Genomic DNA, 15,876 nt, shown 5'->3' with positions numbered 1-15,876 from the left:
GAAACGCCGTGTCGCGTGTGAGCGGTTGATTCGGCGCCGGTGGACGCCCCGCCGGCCATCGTCTCTGCCTTCCGTTCGCCACTGGGGCTCTCAGGACCGTCCCGCTTCCCGAGGGGAGTCCGGTTCCTGGGGTGTCGGGAACCATCGCTCCCCTCCAATACGCAAGCGGTTTAACGATTCCACGGGTAGTAACGCACATGGCCGACTGTCCACTTGCCGACGACTGTCCGAGCTTTTCGGAACGAATCTCCGGGATGGGGTGTCAACACTACGGGGACCGAGGGGGGAAGGAGTGGTGTAACCACTACAACCAGCCGATTCAGGACCTGAAAACGCAGCCGGTCAAGCGAGGGGAGGAGGTCGTCGTCGACGTCGTCGACATGCACGAGAGCGGCGCCGGCGTCGGCCGCACCGAGGACGGGTTCGTCGTGATGATCGACGGCATCCTTCCGGAGGCCCGCGCCCGCGTCGAGATCACGCGCGTCCACAGCAACCACGCCCGCGCGGAGGAGATCGAGCGACTGCCGCTCGAGTCCGACGAGGACGAGGAACCGGACGCAGAAACCGACGCAGAGCCCGAGCCAGCGGACGACGAGGAAGACGAGAGACCGTCGGCGACTCGCGAGCGACTCGGCAGTCGAGACAACTTCTGGGGCTCGTAACCCGGCGCCGTCGAAACGCCATCGAGTGGACAGTACCGATCGTTATCGACGAGCCGAACGCGTCCGACTGCTCTTCGTTCCACAGCTCTACCGTTGGCCGGCGCGACGACGGTCAGGCCACTGACGGCGCCCTCGTCCCTTCGCTGATCGCAGACGCTTTGATCCTCCCGGCACCTATCGTGACGTATGCAACCGAGCGAGCGGACCGCCGTCGATGGCAGGTGGGCGTCGTGATCGACGAGGCCGACGCGCTGCTCGAGGAGATCGGGTTCGATCCGGCCGCGAGCATCCTCACGCGCCGGCAGGCGCAGGTGCTCGCGCTCCGCGAGCGCGACGTCTCACAGGCCGACATCGCCGAGGCCCTGGGAACCTCGCGGGCGAACGTGTCGTCGATCGAGGGGAGCGCCCGCGACAACCTCGCGAAAGCGCGCGAGACGGTCGCCTTCGCGGATGCGTTACGCGCACCGGTCCGGGTTCGGGTGCCGGCCGGCACCGACCTCTACGACGTTCCCCAGCAGGTGTACGACGCCTGTGACGAAGCGGGGGTCAAGGTCGGCCACACCGCCCCCGACCTGATGAAGGTAGTTAGCGACGCGGCCGGCGAGGCGGTGAGCGGTCGGCAGGTCGCCGACCCGCTCGTCGTCGGCGTCACGACCGAGGGGACGGTCCAGGTCCGCCGATCGGAGTGAGCGCGGTCGACGCTGCCGGCTACTGCGCTCGCCCGCCGTGTTGCCCCGGTCCGAGTTTCTTTGTCCGTCGCGCTCGTCGCTGTTCCTATGGCACTTCGACTGGACGGAAACGCGGCACTCGTCACGGCAAGCTCGAGCGGGCTCGGACTCGCCAGCGCAACGGTTCTCGCACGCGAGGGTGCGAACGTCGCCATCTGCGGCCGAGACGCGGATCGACTCGAGGCCGCCCGCGAACAGGTCGAGGAGGCGGCGGCCGACGGCGCCACGGTTCTGGCTCGACAGACCGATATCACCGACCCCGACGAGGTCGCCGACCTGGTCGCGACGACCGCCGAGGCGTTCGGCGGGATCGACCACCTCGTCACGAGCGCCGGCGGGCCGCCGAGCACGACGTTCCTCGAGACGAGCGAGCGCGACTGGTACCAGGCGTACGACACGCTCGTGATGAGCGTCGTCTGGACGGTGGAAGAGGCCTATCCGCATCTGCTCGAGAGCGACGAGGGATCGATCGTCTGCATCACCTCGCGGACCGTCCGGGAGGTCGCCGACGGCCTGTTGCTCTCGAACGCGGTCCGTCGCGGCGTGATCGGCCTCGTCAAGACGATCTCGCGGGAGTTCGCCCCCGAGATCCGGGCTAACACCGTGTTGCCGGGGACGATCGAAACCCCGCGGATCGAAGAGCTCATCGAGGCGCGGGTCGACCGCGGCGAGTACGACGACTACGAGGCGGGTCTCGCAGCGCTGGCGAGCGACATCCCGATGGATCGCATCGGCGACCCCGAAGAGCTCGGCGAGGTCGTCGCCTTCCTCTCGAGTCCGCGCTCGAGTTTCGTCACCGGCACGGAGGTGCCGATCGACGGCGGGCTCCTGCGGAGTTAGCGGACCCGACACTTATTTCGCGGGGCTGCCAATTTCGCGCATGGAACGGCGACCCGCGAGGGACACCCGCCCCGCGACCAGCCGTCGCCGCGGCGGCTGGTACGGCTACGGGAAGCGACTCACCACGGAGAAAAACGCCGTCGGCCGCGTGCTCCACGACACGGCGCACGTTTTCGCCGACGTCTCGTTCGCGAGTCTCCCCGTCCTGTTCGTGATCTATGCCGGTCAGGACGTCCGCCTGTTCGGGTTCGTGACGACCGGAATGGTCGCCTGGTTCGCGTTCATCGCCGCCGCGGTCGCAATCCGTGGCGGGTGGATCACCCCGCTCCGGACGGACGCTCCGGGCTGGGTGTCGCTGAAACTCTCGCTCGTCGCGCTGCGGATCGTCTACTACAACCTCGCACTCGCGTTGGGTACCTTCGGCGGCGTCGCGCTTGCGACCGCCGTCGGGATCGCGCCGCTCTCGCTCGCTGTCGGGGCTGCCGTTTCGGTACTCGCGGCGCTCGCGTTCCCGTCGCTGGCCGAATCGTTCTATCATCGGTTCGTCCACTGACTGCGGTACCGAAACCGAGTTACCAGGTTTCGATGCGTCCCTCTCGGACGTCCTCGGCGCAGCCCTCGCAGTCGGGATGACCGGCCTCGTAACACGCCGGTCGGTACTGCTCGTCTAACTTCGCCGCCCGCTGTTCGGCGTAGCGTCGACAGACGATCTTCGCCCGACCCGCGTCGTCGGTGGGAAGCCCTTTCGCGTTCTTCGCGGAGGCGTAGGCCTCGCGAGCCTCGTTGAGTTGCCCATCGGTCGACTGGCGGAGTTCCTCGTACTGCTCGCCCGCTCGTCTGAGTTGCTTTCGGAGTGTCCGCTCGAGCCGACGCCGATCTGTCATCTCTTACTTCCGCATTCGACCGCGGCCCACATATGCCCGTCGCCCGGTCGTTCACTTTCACCGCTCGTCGAAGCCCCGCGAAAACCCACTGACTGCGACGACCGATACCTGCCGCCAGTTCACTTTCACCCCGGTTACGGCAATTTAAATACGATCGAGAACGAACGTCGGTATGCCTCCCAGTGAAACCCAGGAGGAGGCGTGACACTATGAGCGACGTACGACAGCACGCGGACGACATACACGGCCAGTTTTCAGACCATCTCGACGTCTCGGTCGACGACGTCGAGGAGCGCCTGCGGACCCTCGTCGACGAGTACAAAGTGCCGATCGACGAGGCCCGCCGCAGCGTCACGAACCACTACCTCGAAGAGGCGGGCTTAGAGCGCGAGGATATCGCCGGCGGCGGCAGCGAGGCGGCCCAGGTCGAGGATATCGACGAACCCGAGCAGTGGGTCGACCTCACCGCCAAAGTGATCGAGCTCTGGGAGCCACGCAGCGACTCCATCGCACAGGTGGGCCTACTCGGCGATCCCACGGGCACGATCAAGTTCACCAAGTGGGCGAAGTCGGAGCTTCCGAGCCTCGAGGAGGGCGGCGTCTACGACCTCAAGAACGTCGTCACCGACGAGTACCAGGGGCGGTACTCGGTCAAACTCAACTCCACGACCCTCGTCGAGGAACTCGACGAGGAGATCGAGGTCGGCGACGACACCAGCGAGATCGAAGGCGCGCTCGTGGACATGCAAAGCGGCAGCGGGCTGATCAAGCGCTGTCCCAAAGAGGACTGCACGCGCGTGCTCCAGAACGGCCGCTGCAACGAACACGGCGAGGTCGAAGGCGAGTTCGACCTCCGGATCAAGGGCGTCGTCGACGACGGCATCAACGCCCACGAGGTAATCTTCGACGCCGAGGCGACGGAGGGGCTGACCGGGATCAGTCTCGAGGAAGCCAAGGACATGGCGATGGATGCACTCGACACGACGGTCGTCGCCGACGAGATCCGCGACGCCATCGTCGGCACCTACTACCGGATCGAGGGGCCGACGTTCGGCCGGTACGTGCTGGCCGACGACGTCGAGGAACTCGACGGACCGATCGATGCCGAACAGCTGCTGATCAAAGCGAGGTCGATGTAACATGTCCCAGGCAGAACTCACGCGCGAAGTCGCCCGCCGCGTCTTCGCCTCCGAATTCAACGACGCGACGTACACCTTCAAAGAGAGCGACGACGAGCGCGCGCCCAACTACGCGCTGCTCCCGACGGGCGACCGCGCCAACCGCGTCTTCGTGGTCGGCACGCTCACCGAAACCGAAGACGTCGGCGACGAGAGCGAGTACTGGCGCGGCCGCGTCGTCGATCCGACGGGGACGTTCTTCGTCTACGCCGGCCAGTACCAGCCCGAGGCGGCCTCCGTACTCCGGGACACGGAGCCGCCGGCGTACGTCGCCATCGTCGGCAAGCCGCGAACGTACGAGACCGACGACGGCACCGTCAACGTCTCGTTGCGACCCGAGTCGATCTCGGTCGTCGACGACGCCACCCGCGATCGGTGGGTCGTCGAAACCGCCGAGCGAACCCTCGACCGTGTCGAGGCGTTCGGCGAGTGGGAGTCCGAACAGGAGGCCCCCGAAAGCGGCTCGACGGCGCCGACGAACGAGTACGCCCAGATGGCTCGCGACCGGTACGACTCGCCGCCGGAGAACTATCGCCGCGACGTCATTCAGGCCCTCGAGAGCCTCGAGGAGACGGAAGCGACGGCCTGAACCGAACTCACACCGACACACCACCACACCGGTTTTTCGGTCGCGTTCGACGGTTCCCCTCCCTCGAGTCTCTCGACCGGTGGCCTCGCCCCCGTTCGTCTGACGAATTGTTAAGTGCGCCGGCGGTCCACTACGAACGAGATGGGCAACAAGAACAAGACGATCTCGTTTCGGGTGAACGAGGACGCCTTCGCGGCGCTACAGGACATCGCCGAGGAGCGTGACATCTCGTTGTCCGCGGTGTTCAGAGACTACGTCGACATGCTCGTCGAACACGACGGACAGGTCGCCGTCGTCCCCGAAGGTGAACTGGGCCCCGGGGCCGACGACGAGCAGTCGTTCCCGCCGACCGTCGAGGTGCCGAAGAGCTTCGTTCGGGAACACGAACGCCTCGAGCTCGAGGCCGAACACCTCCGGGAACAGCTCGAGGAGCACAAGGCCTACGTCACCGATCTTCGGGATCGACTCGACGAGGAGGCGGACGAGGTACTGTTGCTCGACGATTTAGACGAGTCGGACGAGCCGTACCAGGTCCGGTAGCGATCCGGGCCCGGTGATCACCTGGCGAGGTCGCGTTTTGCGTTCCGGATCTCGTCTGCTTTCTCAGTCGCTCCTTCGACCCGCGCCAGCCCTTCGGCTGCCTCGAGCGTCCGCACCCCGCTGTCGAGAAACGAGAGGACGTCACCGGAGTAGGCGTACAGCATGTAGTCGTCGCTCATCACGTCGACGATGGCGTCGGGGCCGAGCCCCTGGGCGCGCAACTCGAGGAGGTAGCGCATGAACTTGCGCTCGGGACAGCCGCAGTAGGGGTTGTTGTCGCAGGCACAATCGAGGAAGTCGCTCGCGAAGTCGAGCACCCGATCACGGGTCGCGTCGTCGAGTTTCTCGAGACCCGCTCCCTGGAACAGGACGTCGAGGGTCGCCCCTTTGAACGCGCCCTTCGGGATGTTCGTCTCGAGCTGGGAGCTGAGCTGGCGGTGGTTCTTGACGTAGATCTTGTCGGTGATGGCCACGCGTTGACCGGTGGTACGGCCGCGGGTGCCAAAAGGCGTACGGATATGTGCCGGTGCTGTGGGTGGTCGGTTTCGAGTGGTTCTGTGTCGCGTTGTCACGCGCTATGGGGCCACACGCCGGCGCCTCGAGTCGTAACGTATTTCAGGTACACGGCGGTAGATACTGATGCTAACGTGTCCGGGTTGGGGTAGTGGACTATCCTTCAGCCTTGTGGAGGCTGAGACGCGGGTTCGATTCTCGCACCTGGACCTTCTGTCGCGAGCAATTTCGCGAGCGACGGCAGTACAACGGAGAGAATGGAGGTAGACGAGACGCAGCGCGAGCGCAGCGAGCGACCGTCTCGGCGTGGTTCGATTCTCGCACCTGGACCGTCTGCCTCGAGCGACGCGGCATCTCAATCTTCTCGTTATCGCGGCCGTCCAGCTCGCCATTCCGGCGCTGATCGCCGTCGCAGTCTTCGAATACCTCGGTGGAAAGCACGGCTACGAGCGGGGATCGAAGCGCTCGAGGACCGGCTCGAGGCGCTCGAGACCGAACAGGGGTCGACCGAGAACGACCGGTAGCGGCTCAGTTCGCGCGGTAGGGCTGACTCGAGTGGTCGACCGAGCCGCTCTTCTGGACGATGTCGAAGGCGGTCATCACGTCGGTGCGGGAGATCAGGCCCACGAGGTCCTCCTCGGGATCGCTCCAGGAGGCGGCCGCACCGAAGTCGGCTGGTTCCGACGCCGCCCCGGATTCTCCACCCCCCCGTGGCGTCCCGTTGACGACCAGCAGGCGGCCGATGTTGTTCCGTTGCATCCGCTCGAGAGCCGTCATCGCGTCGGCGTCGGGGGTGATCGTCTCGAGGTCGGTGCTCATCACCTCCTCGACGGTGTAGGCGTCGCGCTCGACGGCGTCGACCGTACGGGCGTCCGAGAGGGTGACCAGCCCGACGAGGTGGCCGTTGTCGACGACCGGGTAGCCGGTGTGTCGCTCGCTGAACATCCGCTGGACGAGGTCGGCGACGCTCGTTTCGGGGGTGACCGTGTGCAGGTCCGTCTCTGGCGTCATGATGTCCCGGACGGTGACGCCCTCGAAGGCGGCTTTCATCGTCACCTGCTGGGCCTCGCTCGAGGCGGCGATGTAGACGAAGAAGGCGACGCCGATGAGGATGATGTTGAAGGCGACGAGCAGGCCGAACAGCCCCATCGCGATGGCGAACAGTTTGCCGATGCTCGCCGCCTGCTGGGTTGCCTGAGCGTAGGGCTGGCGTCGTGCGAGCAGCGCCCGCAGAACTCGCCCGCCGTCCATCGGGAACGCGGGCACCATGTTGAAGATTGCCAGGGCGACGTTCAGGACCGCGAGATAGCCGAGAACGAACCGGGCGCCGTCGAGACTCTCCGGGGTGAGCACGAACAGGCCGTAGGAGGCGATCCCCACGAGAACGCTGACGATCGGGCCGGCGATGGCGATGTTGAGTTCCTGGCGCCAGTCCTCGGGCATCTCCGAGAGGGCGGCGATGCCGCCGAACAGCCATAGCGTGATCGAGTCGATCGGAAACCCGTAGCGCTGGGCGGTCAGCGAGTGGCCGAGTTCGTGGAGGACGACGCCGACGAACAGCCCGATCGCGGCGATCAGTCCGACGAGATACGGGAGCCACCACTCGGTGGTGAGCGCCTCGCCGTCGATGTTCGCACCCACGCTCGCATTGAGGAGATCGACGACCGGTTCGATCTGGACGCCGATGAGGTAGGCGAACAGGGGCAACACCAGCAAGAACGTGAGATCGAGCTTGATCGGGATTCCAAAGAGCGTGCCGATCCTGAAACTCTTCATGCCAGTCGATACCGGGGGGACGGGCTTAAGTACGGCGGCGACCTTCTCGAGGGCGGAAGTTCGCCGTCAGATTCCCGACCGAACTGTTCTCATATAACGACACTCTGTCCACCACGATTTTTAAGTAGTAGAACACCATATTGTTCTGTATAGAATGTCTATCCTTCCATACAATACACCCACCATGACGACGGAGGGACTGGCGTGAGCGCGACGTGCCGTCAGCAGTCGGTCGTCGATGCTCTCGAACGCCTTGACGACCCCGTAACCGTCGACCAGCTCGTCGACGAGGTTAGCTCGCCGGAATCCGGATCACTCGAGCGCTGGTGTGACGTCCACGAGGAACTCCACGTCGTCGACCTGCCGGTGCTCGACGGACTCGGCGTCGTCGATTACGATACCGAAACCGGGCTGGTTTGCCTTCCGTCCGCGGAGACGGAGATGCAGACGACGATCGAAGCGCCGCTGGTCGTACAGTAACAGGGTGGTGTCCGGCGTTCGCGCCGCCTCAGTGGTGGGTCGAGTCGGCTCGGACCTTATATTGGTATGAACTTCCTAGTACGAACTATCCTCTGTATATTTCTCTACAGATAGCGTTATATGTCGGTCCAGCCTGCATCCTGCCGATGAATCAACAGCAACTCACCACGCCGCGAATCGACCCGCTCCCGTCGACGATCGATTCGCCGCGGGCGAAACTGGTCTACCTGTATCTCGAGGCGGCCGACGGTGCGACGGTCGACGATCTGAACCGAACGCTTGCGATGAAGAAAATCGCGATCCTCTGCGTACTGAACTCGCTCTCGGAGGACGGCCTCGTCGAGGCAACCGACGGCGAGTACGTCACGCGCCAGTAGTTGCCGCCGGGTTCGTCGCGGCCGCCCCGATAGCAACGCGATGTCGCGCTCGTCTCAGACGGTGCCAGTGGGAAGCCGACGACGTCAGCCGTCGGTAGCCGACCGTAACCGCGGTTCGAAGGCTTTATCCGCGCGGTGGGCCTCGATTTTCATAAGTAATCACAACCATGTCCGACAAACCCGCCTCAATGTACCGGAAGATCGACAAGCCGGCGTACACGCGTCGCGAATACATTACCGGCATTCCGGGCTCGAAGATCGCACAGCACAAGATGGGCGACGTGAGCGCCGACCCCGACGACTACCCGGTCCAGATCAGCCTCGTCCTCGATGAGGAGTGCCAGATCCGCCACGGGAGTCTCGAGGCTTCGCGCCTGTCGGCGAACCGCCACATGATCAAGAACGCCGGCGAGGGCAACTACAAGATGATCCTCCGGAAGTTCCCCCACCACGTCATCCGCGAGAACAAGCAGGCGACTGGTGCGGGTGCAGACCGTGTCTCCGACGGAATGCGCCAGTCCTTCGGGAAGATCGTCGGCACCGCCGCGCGCATCCAGAAGGGCGATCGCCTCTTCACGATCTGGTGTGACGTCGACGACGCCGAGTTCGCCAAGGACGCGTTCCGTCGCGCGTACAACAAGATCTCGCCGCCGTGCCGAATCGTCGTCGAGCGCGGCGAAGAGCAGCTCGTCGCGTAAGCGCGCCGAATTTTTCGGATACTACCGGGACAGCCGGTGCTATCGCCGTCTCACGACCGTCCACAGGTTCGTCCCTCGAGTCAGCGGTCTCGAGTCCTTTTTGCCCCCGTGCTCCCAGTCTCGAGTATGATCGACCTCGCGGTCGCCAATCGCAAGGAGACGTTCGAGCGGATGGCACCGGCACTCGCCGAACGGGGGATTCGGTGCCGGCACGTCGCCGTCCGCGAGCGGACGGTCCCCCTCGGCGGCGATCCGCCGTGGGAGGATGACGAGTTCGACGTCGGGTTCGTCTACCCCGGCCGACTGATGGAGGGCGGTGTCGCGGACGCGCTGCTCGAGGTGCCGTGGCTCAACGATCACGAGGCCGTCCTCACCTCGAGAAACAAAGCCGAGGTGATCGCGCGCCTCGGGCGGGCGGGACTCCCCGTTCCGGAGTCGGTGTTCGTCTCGAACGACGTCGATCGGGACGAACTGCGGGCGGTCTTCGAGCGCTTCGAGCCGCCGGTCGTCGTCAAGCCGAACTCGACGACCCGCGGCGTCGGCGTCGCGAAGGCCCACGACCTGGACTCGTTTCTCGGGATCTGTGACTACCTCTCGCTGGTCCACGACTACCGCGCGACCGGCGACAAGTCGTTTCTCGTCCAGGAGTTCCTCCCCGAAGCGACTGATTACCGGGTGATGGTGCTCGAGGGGGAGTACGTCGGTGCCGTCGAGCGCAGCCTTCCCGACGAGGCGGTTTCGGAGGGGCAGTGGAAACACAACGTCCACCGCGGGGCGACGGCGACCGGTGTCGAACTCCCGACGGAGTGGCGCGAACTCGCCGAGGAAGTTGCTCGAGAGCTCGAGATTCCGTTTCTGGGTGTCGACCTGCTCGTGAGCGGTGACCGGGTGGTCGTCAATGAGACGAACGCCCGGCCAACGATCGATGCGGCGACGAAGTACGAGCCGGGCTTTTACGACCGGCTGGCCGCTTCGATCAAAGAGGTCGCGGCGTCAGCGGTGTAGTCGACACCGTCCGCTTTCGAACGTGACGTTGAGTCCGGAAATGCGGTACTGCCCTGAATACGGCCAGCGAGACCCCACGTTGGCCGTAGTCCGCCCTCCCCGCGTTCGTGGCAGGGATGTGCCGCGATCGAACGTTTCGCCGTCAACGTCTCGTTTCTGTTCGGCACGTCCGTGAGACGATCGCCCCGTGATTTTGCCTGGACGGTTCTACACCGACCAATATGCTCACTGTCTCTGTTACGCCGGGCCGGAGGGGTGCGGCGTGACGGCGGTTCCCGCCGTCGTCCTCGCCGCGGGCGAGGGTGTCCGTCTTCGCCCGCTTACGACGCACCGTCCGAAACCGATGATACCCGTCGTCGGACGTCCGATCCTCGAGCACGTCCTCGACGAACTGATCGAGGCGGGGGTCACCGACATCACGATCGTCGTCGGCTACGGTCACAGCAGCGTTCAGTCACACTTCGGTTCGACCTACCGCGGCGCATCGCTCTCGTACGTGTTTCAGTCGAAACAGCTCGGAACCGGCCACGCCCTGCTGGCCGCAGAGCGAACCGTCGACGGGCCGTTTCTGGCCGTCTACGGGGACCAGATCGTCGATCGTCGAATCGCTCGCGACGTGGTGACTGCCCACGATGGCACCGAGTCCGCCGCGACGCTCGGGGTGATACGCCGAGCCGACGTCAGCGAGTACGGCGGCGTCATCGTCGACGGGACGTCCGCCTCCGAGATCGTCGAAAACCCCCCGAACGACCGCGGCCATCATCTTAATGCGGGCGTATACGCCTTCGAACCGTCGATATTCGACGCGGTTCGGAATACGACGCCTCGAGACGGCGAACAGTCTCTGATCGATGCGATCGCCCGACTGATCGAGCGGGGTGTCGGCGTTCGTGCGGTCGAGTCTGGCGGGCTCTGGGTCGATGCGACGTACCCGTGGGACCTGCTCGACATCACCGAGGAACTCATCGCCCACCGACTCGACGGGAACGCGATCGGTCCCGCGACGACGGTCCACGAGAGCGCGGTCATCCACGGCCCGGTCGTCGTCGGGGCCGATTGCGAGATCGGTCCCGGCGTCGTGATCGGTCCGAACGTCTGTCTCGGCGAGAACGTGACAGTTCGAGCCAACGCCGTGATCGAGCGAAGTATCGTCGACGCCGACGCTCGCGTCGATCATAACGCGACGCTCGTGGACTGCGTTACGGGGCGGGGCGTTCGCGTCGGCGGCGGGACGACGGTCCCCGGCGGCCCGGCGGACGTCTCCGTCGGCGACCGAATCCACCGCGATCAGCGTCTCGGCGCCGTCCTCGCCGACCACGTCCGCGACGCCGGCGGCGTCACCTACGCTCCGGGTGTCGTCGTCGGTTCGGACACCGTCGTCCGCGCGGGAGTAACCGTTAGCGGAACGGTTTCGGCCGACACGGAGGTGCTGTCCTGATGTGCGGCATCATCGGCTACACCGGGTCGGCCGAGGCGGCGGGCGTCCTCATGGATGGGCTTTCCGGCCTCGAGTACCGCGGCTACGACTCGGCGGGCATCGCTCTCGTCGGGTCGCCGCTACGCGTGTACAAGGAGGCGGGCGAGCTATCGGGGCTCGAGGAAACGGTCGCGGGCGTCTCGCTCGAGGGGAACGTCGGAATCGGTCACACTCGCTGGAGTACCCACGGACCGCCGACTGACAGAAACGCGCACCCGCACACGGCCTGTCGTGACAGCTGTGCGGTCGTCCACAATGGGATCGTCGAAAACCACGACGAGTTGCGCGCGATGCTCGCCGCGTCCGGCCACGAGTTCGACAGCGAGACCGATACGGAGGTCGTCCCGCATCTCATCGAGTCGGCTCTCGAAGAGGGAGCGACCCCCGGGGAAGCGTTCCGACGTGCTATCGACCGACTCGAGGGAAGCTACGCCATCGCCGCCATTTTCGAGGACGGGGAGTCGATTCACGCCGCCCGGCACCACTCGCCGCTGGTGGTTGGCCTCGGTGAGAACGGCCACTACCTCGCGAGCGACGCCCCCGCGTTCATCGAGTACACCGATCGGGTGATCTACCTCGAGGAGGGCGAGTTCGTCAGGCTCGACGCCGACGAGATCGTCGTCACGGACGCCGAGGGACGGCGACGCGAGCCACCGATCGAGCGAATCGAGTGGGAGCCGGAAGACGCTGGCAAGAGCGGATTCGACCACTACATGCTGAAGGAGATCCACGAGCAACCGGCGGCGATCCGCCAGTGTCTCCGCGGGCGCCTCAGTGAACTGGCTGGATCCGTGAACCTCGAGGCGGTGCCGGAACTCGAGATGCCGTCGACGATCCACCTCGTCGCCTGCGGGACGTCGTACCACGCGGGGCTGTACGGCGCACGCCTGCTCCGCGAGGTGGGGGTGCCGACGCAGACGTTTCTCGCGAGCGAGTACGACGCCGAGTCGATTCCGATAGACGGCGGGACGCTCGTCGTCGGCGTCACTCAGAGCGGGGAGACCGCAGACACGCTCGGCGCGCTTCGGGCGGCGAACCAGACCGACGCGACGACGCTCGCGGTGACCAACACGGTCGGTAGCTCGGCGGCCCGGGAGTGCGATCACACGGTCTTCATCCGCGCCGGGCCGGAGATCGGCGTCGCCGCCACCAAGACGTTCGCGTCCCAGCAAGTCACGCTCGCGCTGCTTACAGCCGGGCTCGCGTCGGATGCCTCGAGAGACCTCGAACGCGAACTCCTCGCCGGGTTGCGCGATCTGCCAAATCAGATCCAGACAGTTCTCGACACGTCCGCCGCTCGAGCCGTCGCCGACGCATACGTTGACGCAGATGCGTTCTTCTTCGTCGGTCGGGGCGGGCACGTGCCGGTCGCACTCGAGGGTGCGCTCAAGATGAAGGAGATCACGTACAGACACGCCGAGGGATTCGCAGCGGGTGAGTTGAAACACGGACCGCTGGCGCTTCTCACCGAGAACACGCCAACGATCGCCCTCGTAGCCGGGGCCGAGCAGATCGCCCTGAAGACGCTGAGCACCATCAGCGAGATCGACGCGAGGGGCGCACCCGTCATCGCGGTAACCGACGCACACCGGTCGGTCGAGCGCTACGCCGATCAGGTCCTCGAGGTGCCGACCACCCATCCGTGGCTAGCGCCTGTTCTGGTGAACGTTCAACTCCAGTTGCTCGCCTACTGGGTCGCCCATCGACTGGGACGATCGATCGACAAGCCCCGGCACCTGGCCAAGAGCGTGACCGTCGAGTGAGTCGATTCCCACACTTGGATACATTGCCCGTGTCGGGTTCAGCCGAACGCGGTCACTCACCGACCTTTACGTGTTGCAGTGGGTCTTGTCCTTGTCCTGTGACCTTTCCCCCTCGTTTTGCGCCAGCGACTCGGCGGTAACGTGGTGAACCTCCGTATTTTCAACCGTCACGGAGTGGATTTTAACGTCCTCGACTACGACGGTAGCTCCGCTGTAATCGGCCTTCTCAGGATCTTCTGGTTTCTCCGGCCTGTCGGCTTTCTCCGTTTTCTCAGCTTCCTCTGGTTTCTCCGCCTTCTCTTCCTGATCCACGATCGCGAACGAGTGTTCGTTCGACGTGTGAGCCGCCTCGAGTTCGTCGGACGGCCACGTATCCGCTGGCAGTTTGTCGGTCTCGCTGACGTCCTCGGTGATGATCTCGAGCTGGGCATCGTACTCATTGACGTCGAACGCCTTCGCGTCGAGCGTGATCGTGATCGTCGTTGGAGCGGGACGCTCGTCGCCGACGGATTCGTAACCGGCGCGTTCGTCGCCGACGGATTCGTAACCGGCGAGTTCGTCGCCGACGGATTCGTAACCGCGAGCGGCCGCCACGCGTTCAACGCCGAGTTTCGGGTCGAGCGTTCGATCGTCGATTTTCTCGGAATCAGTTACCGTCGCGACCGGCGTTCCGTTAGCCGCGAACACCTGCTCCAGGGTACCGCCGTCCTGATCGGTGATCGTCAGCAGGTAACCACCGGCGCGGACGGGGTCGTCGTCTTCGTGCTCCACCGTCGCCTCGAGGGTCACGACGTCGCTTCGGTCGACGTCCTCGTCCCCGGTGAGCGTGATCACGACCCCGCCAGCGGATGTGCTGACGAGCATCAGCCCGAGTACGACTGTGACGGTGATCGCCAACGCGATCGCCCTCGTCCGGATATCTCCACGGTTAAACGACTCACTGACTGGACGTATCGCGTCCGCTTTCAGTCCGTTCAGTATCGGTTCAGCGCGACGGGCCAGTCTCGACTGGGATGAGTCGTTCTCCGAAACCATAGGGATCGCTCGTAAAAGATACACCAACTGCCGGGCTCTTGAAAAGAGGGAAACGTATCTATGGGTAAAATCCTATTATCGGTACGCAGAGGCCCTCGTTCCGGGGCCGAAATTATGTTACAATGCGCGCTAATACGGCGTGTCGTCTTGGCTCGAGTTTTCAAGCCCGTCTATTCTGGAACGCTTCTATCACCGCTATTGCCGTTTACACCCTTTTTCTCACTATTAACCGACGAAACGTTCTGCTGTTTATCTGTGCGCTTGTCTGGATTACTGCAAGTATGGCTGTCTCGGTTGTGTTACCAGTTTATAATGAACGGGAAAATATACGGAACGTGTATGAGGAAACCCGAGACGTGTTTGAGGATTTACCACGGTCGTGGGAACTGATTTTCGTCGACGACGGCTCGAGTGACGGGAGCTACGACGTCCTGCAATCGATACACGATAGTGATCACCGCGTTACGGTAGTACGACTCGGAACGAACTTTGGACAGAGCGCGGCGCTCGATGCGGGGCTGCGCTACGCGCAGGGTGATGTCGTCGTCACGATGGACTCCGACGGACAGAACGATCCGGCCGACATTCCGCGACTCGTCTCGGAACTCGAGCGAACGGGCCTCGACTGTGTCGTCGGTTGGCGCCGCGACAGGAAGGACCCGTTCGGGAAGAGCCTCGCGTCGAAGGTGGCGCGGGTGATGCGCCGAACGCTGCTTGAGACGGAGCTCCACGACTTCGGCTGTACGCTGAAGGCCTTTAACCGGGACGCGGCCGACGCCGTCCGGCTCAGCGGCGAGATGCACCGATACATCCCGTCGCTTCTGACTTGGCGGGGGTTCAACGTCGGTGAACTCGAGGTCAACCACCGCGAGCGCAAGAACGGCGAGACGAACTACGGGTGGACTCGACTCCCGAAGGGGTTCCTCGATATGTTGAACGTGTGGTTCTGGCAGAAGTACTCCGCACGGCCGTTGCACGTGTTCGGCGGACTCGGAATTCTCGCGGGCACGGTCGGGGTCTTCGGTGGATTTTACTCGACGTATCTCTGGGCGATCCACGGGGTGAATCTCTCCGATACCGCACTGCCGCTGTTCGCCGTGTTCATGTGTTTGCTCGGCGTTCAGTTTTTCATCTCCGGGATCCTAGCCGATATCGGTGTCAAGAACTACTTTTCGGTTCGCAAGGAGGACCCGTACCGGGTCGTGTCAGTACTAAGTACGGGGGGCACTACCGACATGAACCGGATCGAAATCGACGACCACCCCTCCCCAACTCAGGGAGGACAAAATAATCCGATAGCCGTGGACGACGAGGACGACTAGTTGTGGCAC

General features: G+C 64.4%; 18 protein-coding genes and 1 tRNA gene. 15 read left to right on the top strand and 4 right to left on the bottom strand.

What is annotated here, in order from left to right:
* Nucleotides 1-197 precede the first annotated feature (197 nt).
* From AC6I6S_RS06545 to AC6I6S_RS06530, 4 genes are all read left to right on the top strand, one after another.
* Entirely contained in the window at nt 198-662 is a 465-nt protein-coding gene (locus AC6I6S_RS06545) for a TRAM domain-containing protein (RefSeq protein ID WP_497948929.1), read from the top strand.
* Between the two features lie 230 nt (nt 663-892).
* A complete protein-coding gene (locus AC6I6S_RS06540; protein WP_497949305.1) occupies nt 893-1,351 on the top strand; it encodes a Tfx family DNA-binding protein in 459 nt (152 codons plus the stop codon).
* Nucleotides 1,352-1,438: 87 nt separating this feature from the next.
* Nucleotides 1,439-2,230, top strand: coding sequence for an SDR family oxidoreductase (locus AC6I6S_RS06535; RefSeq protein ID WP_497948928.1), 792 nt, complete (start codon nt 1,439-1,441; stop codon nt 2,228-2,230).
* 40 nt (nt 2,231-2,270) lie between these two features.
* Nucleotides 2,271-2,783: a DUF8215 family protein gene (locus AC6I6S_RS06530; RefSeq protein WP_497948927.1), complete on the top strand. Its 513-nt coding sequence runs from the start codon at nt 2,271-2,273 to the stop codon at nt 2,781-2,783.
* A gap of 19 nt (nt 2,784-2,802) precedes the next feature.
* On the opposite strand, the gene AC6I6S_RS06525 is transcribed toward AC6I6S_RS06530, so the two are convergent.
* Nucleotides 2,803-3,114, bottom strand: a complete 312-nt coding sequence (locus AC6I6S_RS06525) for a DUF7091 family protein (RefSeq protein WP_497948926.1) — start codon at nt 3,112-3,114, stop codon at nt 2,803-2,805.
* A gap of 209 nt (nt 3,115-3,323) precedes the next feature.
* Here AC6I6S_RS06525 and AC6I6S_RS06520 point away from each other — a divergent pair, with 209 nt between their 5' ends.
* The 3 genes from AC6I6S_RS06520 (at nt 3,324) to AC6I6S_RS06510 (ending at nt 5,421) form a co-directional block, all read left to right on the top strand.
* Nucleotides 3,324-4,253, top strand: coding sequence for a replication factor A (locus AC6I6S_RS06520; RefSeq protein ID WP_497948925.1), 930 nt, complete (start codon nt 3,324-3,326; stop codon nt 4,251-4,253).
* 1 nt (nt 4,254) lies between these two features.
* Nucleotides 4,255-4,881 carry an RPA family protein gene (locus AC6I6S_RS06515; RefSeq protein ID WP_497948924.1) on the top strand — a complete coding sequence of 209 codons (627 nt, stop codon included), beginning with the start codon at nt 4,255-4,257 and terminating at the stop codon, nt 4,879-4,881.
* Between the two features lie 141 nt (nt 4,882-5,022).
* Nucleotides 5,023-5,421 (top strand): DUF8146 domain-containing protein, encoded by a 399-nt coding sequence (locus tag AC6I6S_RS06510; protein ID WP_497948923.1) that lies wholly within the window; start codon nt 5,023-5,025, stop codon nt 5,419-5,421.
* Between the two features lie 17 nt (nt 5,422-5,438).
* Here the strand turns inward: AC6I6S_RS06510 and AC6I6S_RS06505 are convergent, their stop codons facing one another.
* The gene (locus AC6I6S_RS06505; protein ID WP_497948922.1) at nt 5,439-5,894 is read right to left on the bottom strand and encodes a DUF5814 domain-containing protein; all 456 of its coding nucleotides are present in this window, start codon (nt 5,892-5,894) and stop codon (nt 5,439-5,441) included.
* 177 nt (nt 5,895-6,071) lie between these two features.
* On the opposite strand from AC6I6S_RS06505, the gene AC6I6S_RS06500 reads away from it, so the two are divergent.
* Nucleotides 6,072-6,144: transfer RNA gene (locus AC6I6S_RS06500), tRNA-His, on the top strand.
* A 318-nt stretch (nt 6,145-6,462) separates the two neighbouring features.
* On the opposite strand, the gene AC6I6S_RS06495 is transcribed toward AC6I6S_RS06500, so the two are convergent.
* A complete protein-coding gene (locus AC6I6S_RS06495; RefSeq protein WP_497948921.1) occupies nt 6,463-7,710 on the bottom strand; it encodes a CBS domain-containing protein in 1,248 nt (415 codons plus the stop codon).
* Between the two features lie 204 nt (nt 7,711-7,914).
* Between AC6I6S_RS06495 and AC6I6S_RS06490 the strand changes: the two genes are divergently transcribed.
* From AC6I6S_RS06490 to glmS, 6 genes are all read left to right on the top strand, one after another.
* Complete coding sequence (locus AC6I6S_RS06490) at nt 7,915-8,190, top strand: DUF7344 domain-containing protein (protein WP_497948920.1); 276 nt, start codon at nt 7,915-7,917, stop codon at nt 8,188-8,190.
* A 146-nt stretch (nt 8,191-8,336) separates the two neighbouring features.
* Entirely contained in the window at nt 8,337-8,567 is a 231-nt protein-coding gene (locus tag AC6I6S_RS06485) for a MarR family transcriptional regulator (protein WP_497948919.1), read from the top strand.
* A gap of 167 nt (nt 8,568-8,734) precedes the next feature.
* Entirely contained in the window at nt 8,735-9,265 is a 531-nt protein-coding gene (locus AC6I6S_RS06480) for a 50S ribosomal protein L16 (protein ID WP_497948918.1), read from the top strand.
* Nucleotides 9,266-9,391: 126 nt separating this feature from the next.
* Nucleotides 9,392-10,270 carry an ATP-grasp domain-containing protein gene (locus AC6I6S_RS06475; RefSeq protein ID WP_497948917.1) on the top strand — a complete coding sequence of 293 codons (879 nt, stop codon included), beginning with the start codon at nt 9,392-9,394 and terminating at the stop codon, nt 10,268-10,270.
* Nucleotides 10,271-10,532: 262 nt separating this feature from the next.
* Nucleotides 10,533-11,708, top strand: a complete 1,176-nt coding sequence (locus AC6I6S_RS06470; RefSeq protein WP_497948916.1) for a sugar phosphate nucleotidyltransferase — start codon at nt 10,533-10,535, stop codon at nt 11,706-11,708.
* Nucleotides 11,708-13,510, top strand: coding sequence for a glutamine--fructose-6-phosphate transaminase (isomerizing) (gene glmS, locus AC6I6S_RS06465; RefSeq protein ID WP_497948915.1), 1,803 nt, complete (start codon nt 11,708-11,710; stop codon nt 13,508-13,510). Before AC6I6S_RS06470 ends, glmS begins: the two co-directional genes overlap by 1 nt.
* A gap of 66 nt (nt 13,511-13,576) precedes the next feature.
* Here glmS and AC6I6S_RS06460 read toward each other — a convergent pair whose 3' ends face one another.
* The gene (locus tag AC6I6S_RS06460; protein ID WP_497948914.1) at nt 13,577-14,374 is read right to left on the bottom strand and encodes a hypothetical protein; all 798 of its coding nucleotides are present in this window, start codon (nt 14,372-14,374) and stop codon (nt 13,577-13,579) included.
* A gap of 293 nt (nt 14,375-14,667) precedes the next feature.
* Between AC6I6S_RS06460 and AC6I6S_RS06455 the strand changes: the two genes are divergently transcribed.
* Nucleotides 14,668-15,867, top strand: coding sequence for a glycosyltransferase family 2 protein (locus tag AC6I6S_RS06455; RefSeq protein ID WP_497948913.1), 1,200 nt, complete (start codon nt 14,668-14,670; stop codon nt 15,865-15,867).
* The last annotated feature ends 9 nt before the right edge of the window (nt 15,868-15,876 follow it).

The sequence above is a fragment of the Natrononativus sp. DTA114 genome (genome assembly GCF_059736515.1).
This window is presented reverse-complemented; position numbering and strand designations above follow the sequence as displayed.

What these genes read in the sequence shown, in the direction of transcription:
- AC6I6S_RS06530 (WP_497948927.1), top strand. Translation starts at nt 2,271, where the DNA reads ATGGAACGGCGACCCGCGAGGGACACCCGCCCCGCGACCAGCCGTCGC.
- AC6I6S_RS06520 (WP_497948925.1), top strand. Translation starts at nt 3,324, where the DNA reads ATGAGCGACGTACGACAGCACGCGGACGACATACACGGCCAGTTTTCA.
- AC6I6S_RS06495 (WP_497948921.1), bottom strand. Translation starts at nt 7,710, where the DNA reads ATGAAGAGTTTCAGGATCGGCACGCTCTTTGGAATCCCGATCAAGCTC.
- AC6I6S_RS06545 (WP_497948929.1), top strand. Translation starts at nt 198, where the DNA reads ATGGCCGACTGTCCACTTGCCGACGACTGTCCGAGCTTTTCGGAACGA.
- AC6I6S_RS06480 (WP_497948918.1), top strand. Translation starts at nt 8,735, where the DNA reads ATGTCCGACAAACCCGCCTCAATGTACCGGAAGATCGACAAGCCGGCG.
- AC6I6S_RS06460 (WP_497948914.1), bottom strand. Translation starts at nt 14,374, where the DNA reads ATGCTCGTCAGCACATCCGCTGGCGGGGTCGTGATCACGCTCACCGGG.
- AC6I6S_RS06485 (WP_497948919.1), top strand. Translation starts at nt 8,337, where the DNA reads ATGAATCAACAGCAACTCACCACGCCGCGAATCGACCCGCTCCCGTCG.
- AC6I6S_RS06515 (WP_497948924.1), top strand. Translation starts at nt 4,255, where the DNA reads ATGTCCCAGGCAGAACTCACGCGCGAAGTCGCCCGCCGCGTCTTCGCC.
- AC6I6S_RS06510 (WP_497948923.1), top strand. Translation starts at nt 5,023, where the DNA reads ATGGGCAACAAGAACAAGACGATCTCGTTTCGGGTGAACGAGGACGCC.
- AC6I6S_RS06535 (WP_497948928.1), top strand. Translation starts at nt 1,439, where the DNA reads ATGGCACTTCGACTGGACGGAAACGCGGCACTCGTCACGGCAAGCTCG.
- AC6I6S_RS06455 (WP_497948913.1), top strand. Translation starts at nt 14,668, where the DNA reads ATGCGCGCTAATACGGCGTGTCGTCTTGGCTCGAGTTTTCAAGCCCGT.
- AC6I6S_RS06475 (WP_497948917.1), top strand. Translation starts at nt 9,392, where the DNA reads ATGATCGACCTCGCGGTCGCCAATCGCAAGGAGACGTTCGAGCGGATG.
- glmS (WP_497948915.1), top strand. Translation starts at nt 11,708, where the DNA reads ATGTGCGGCATCATCGGCTACACCGGGTCGGCCGAGGCGGCGGGCGTC.
- AC6I6S_RS06525 (WP_497948926.1), bottom strand. Translation starts at nt 3,114, where the DNA reads ATGACAGATCGGCGTCGGCTCGAGCGGACACTCCGAAAGCAACTCAGA.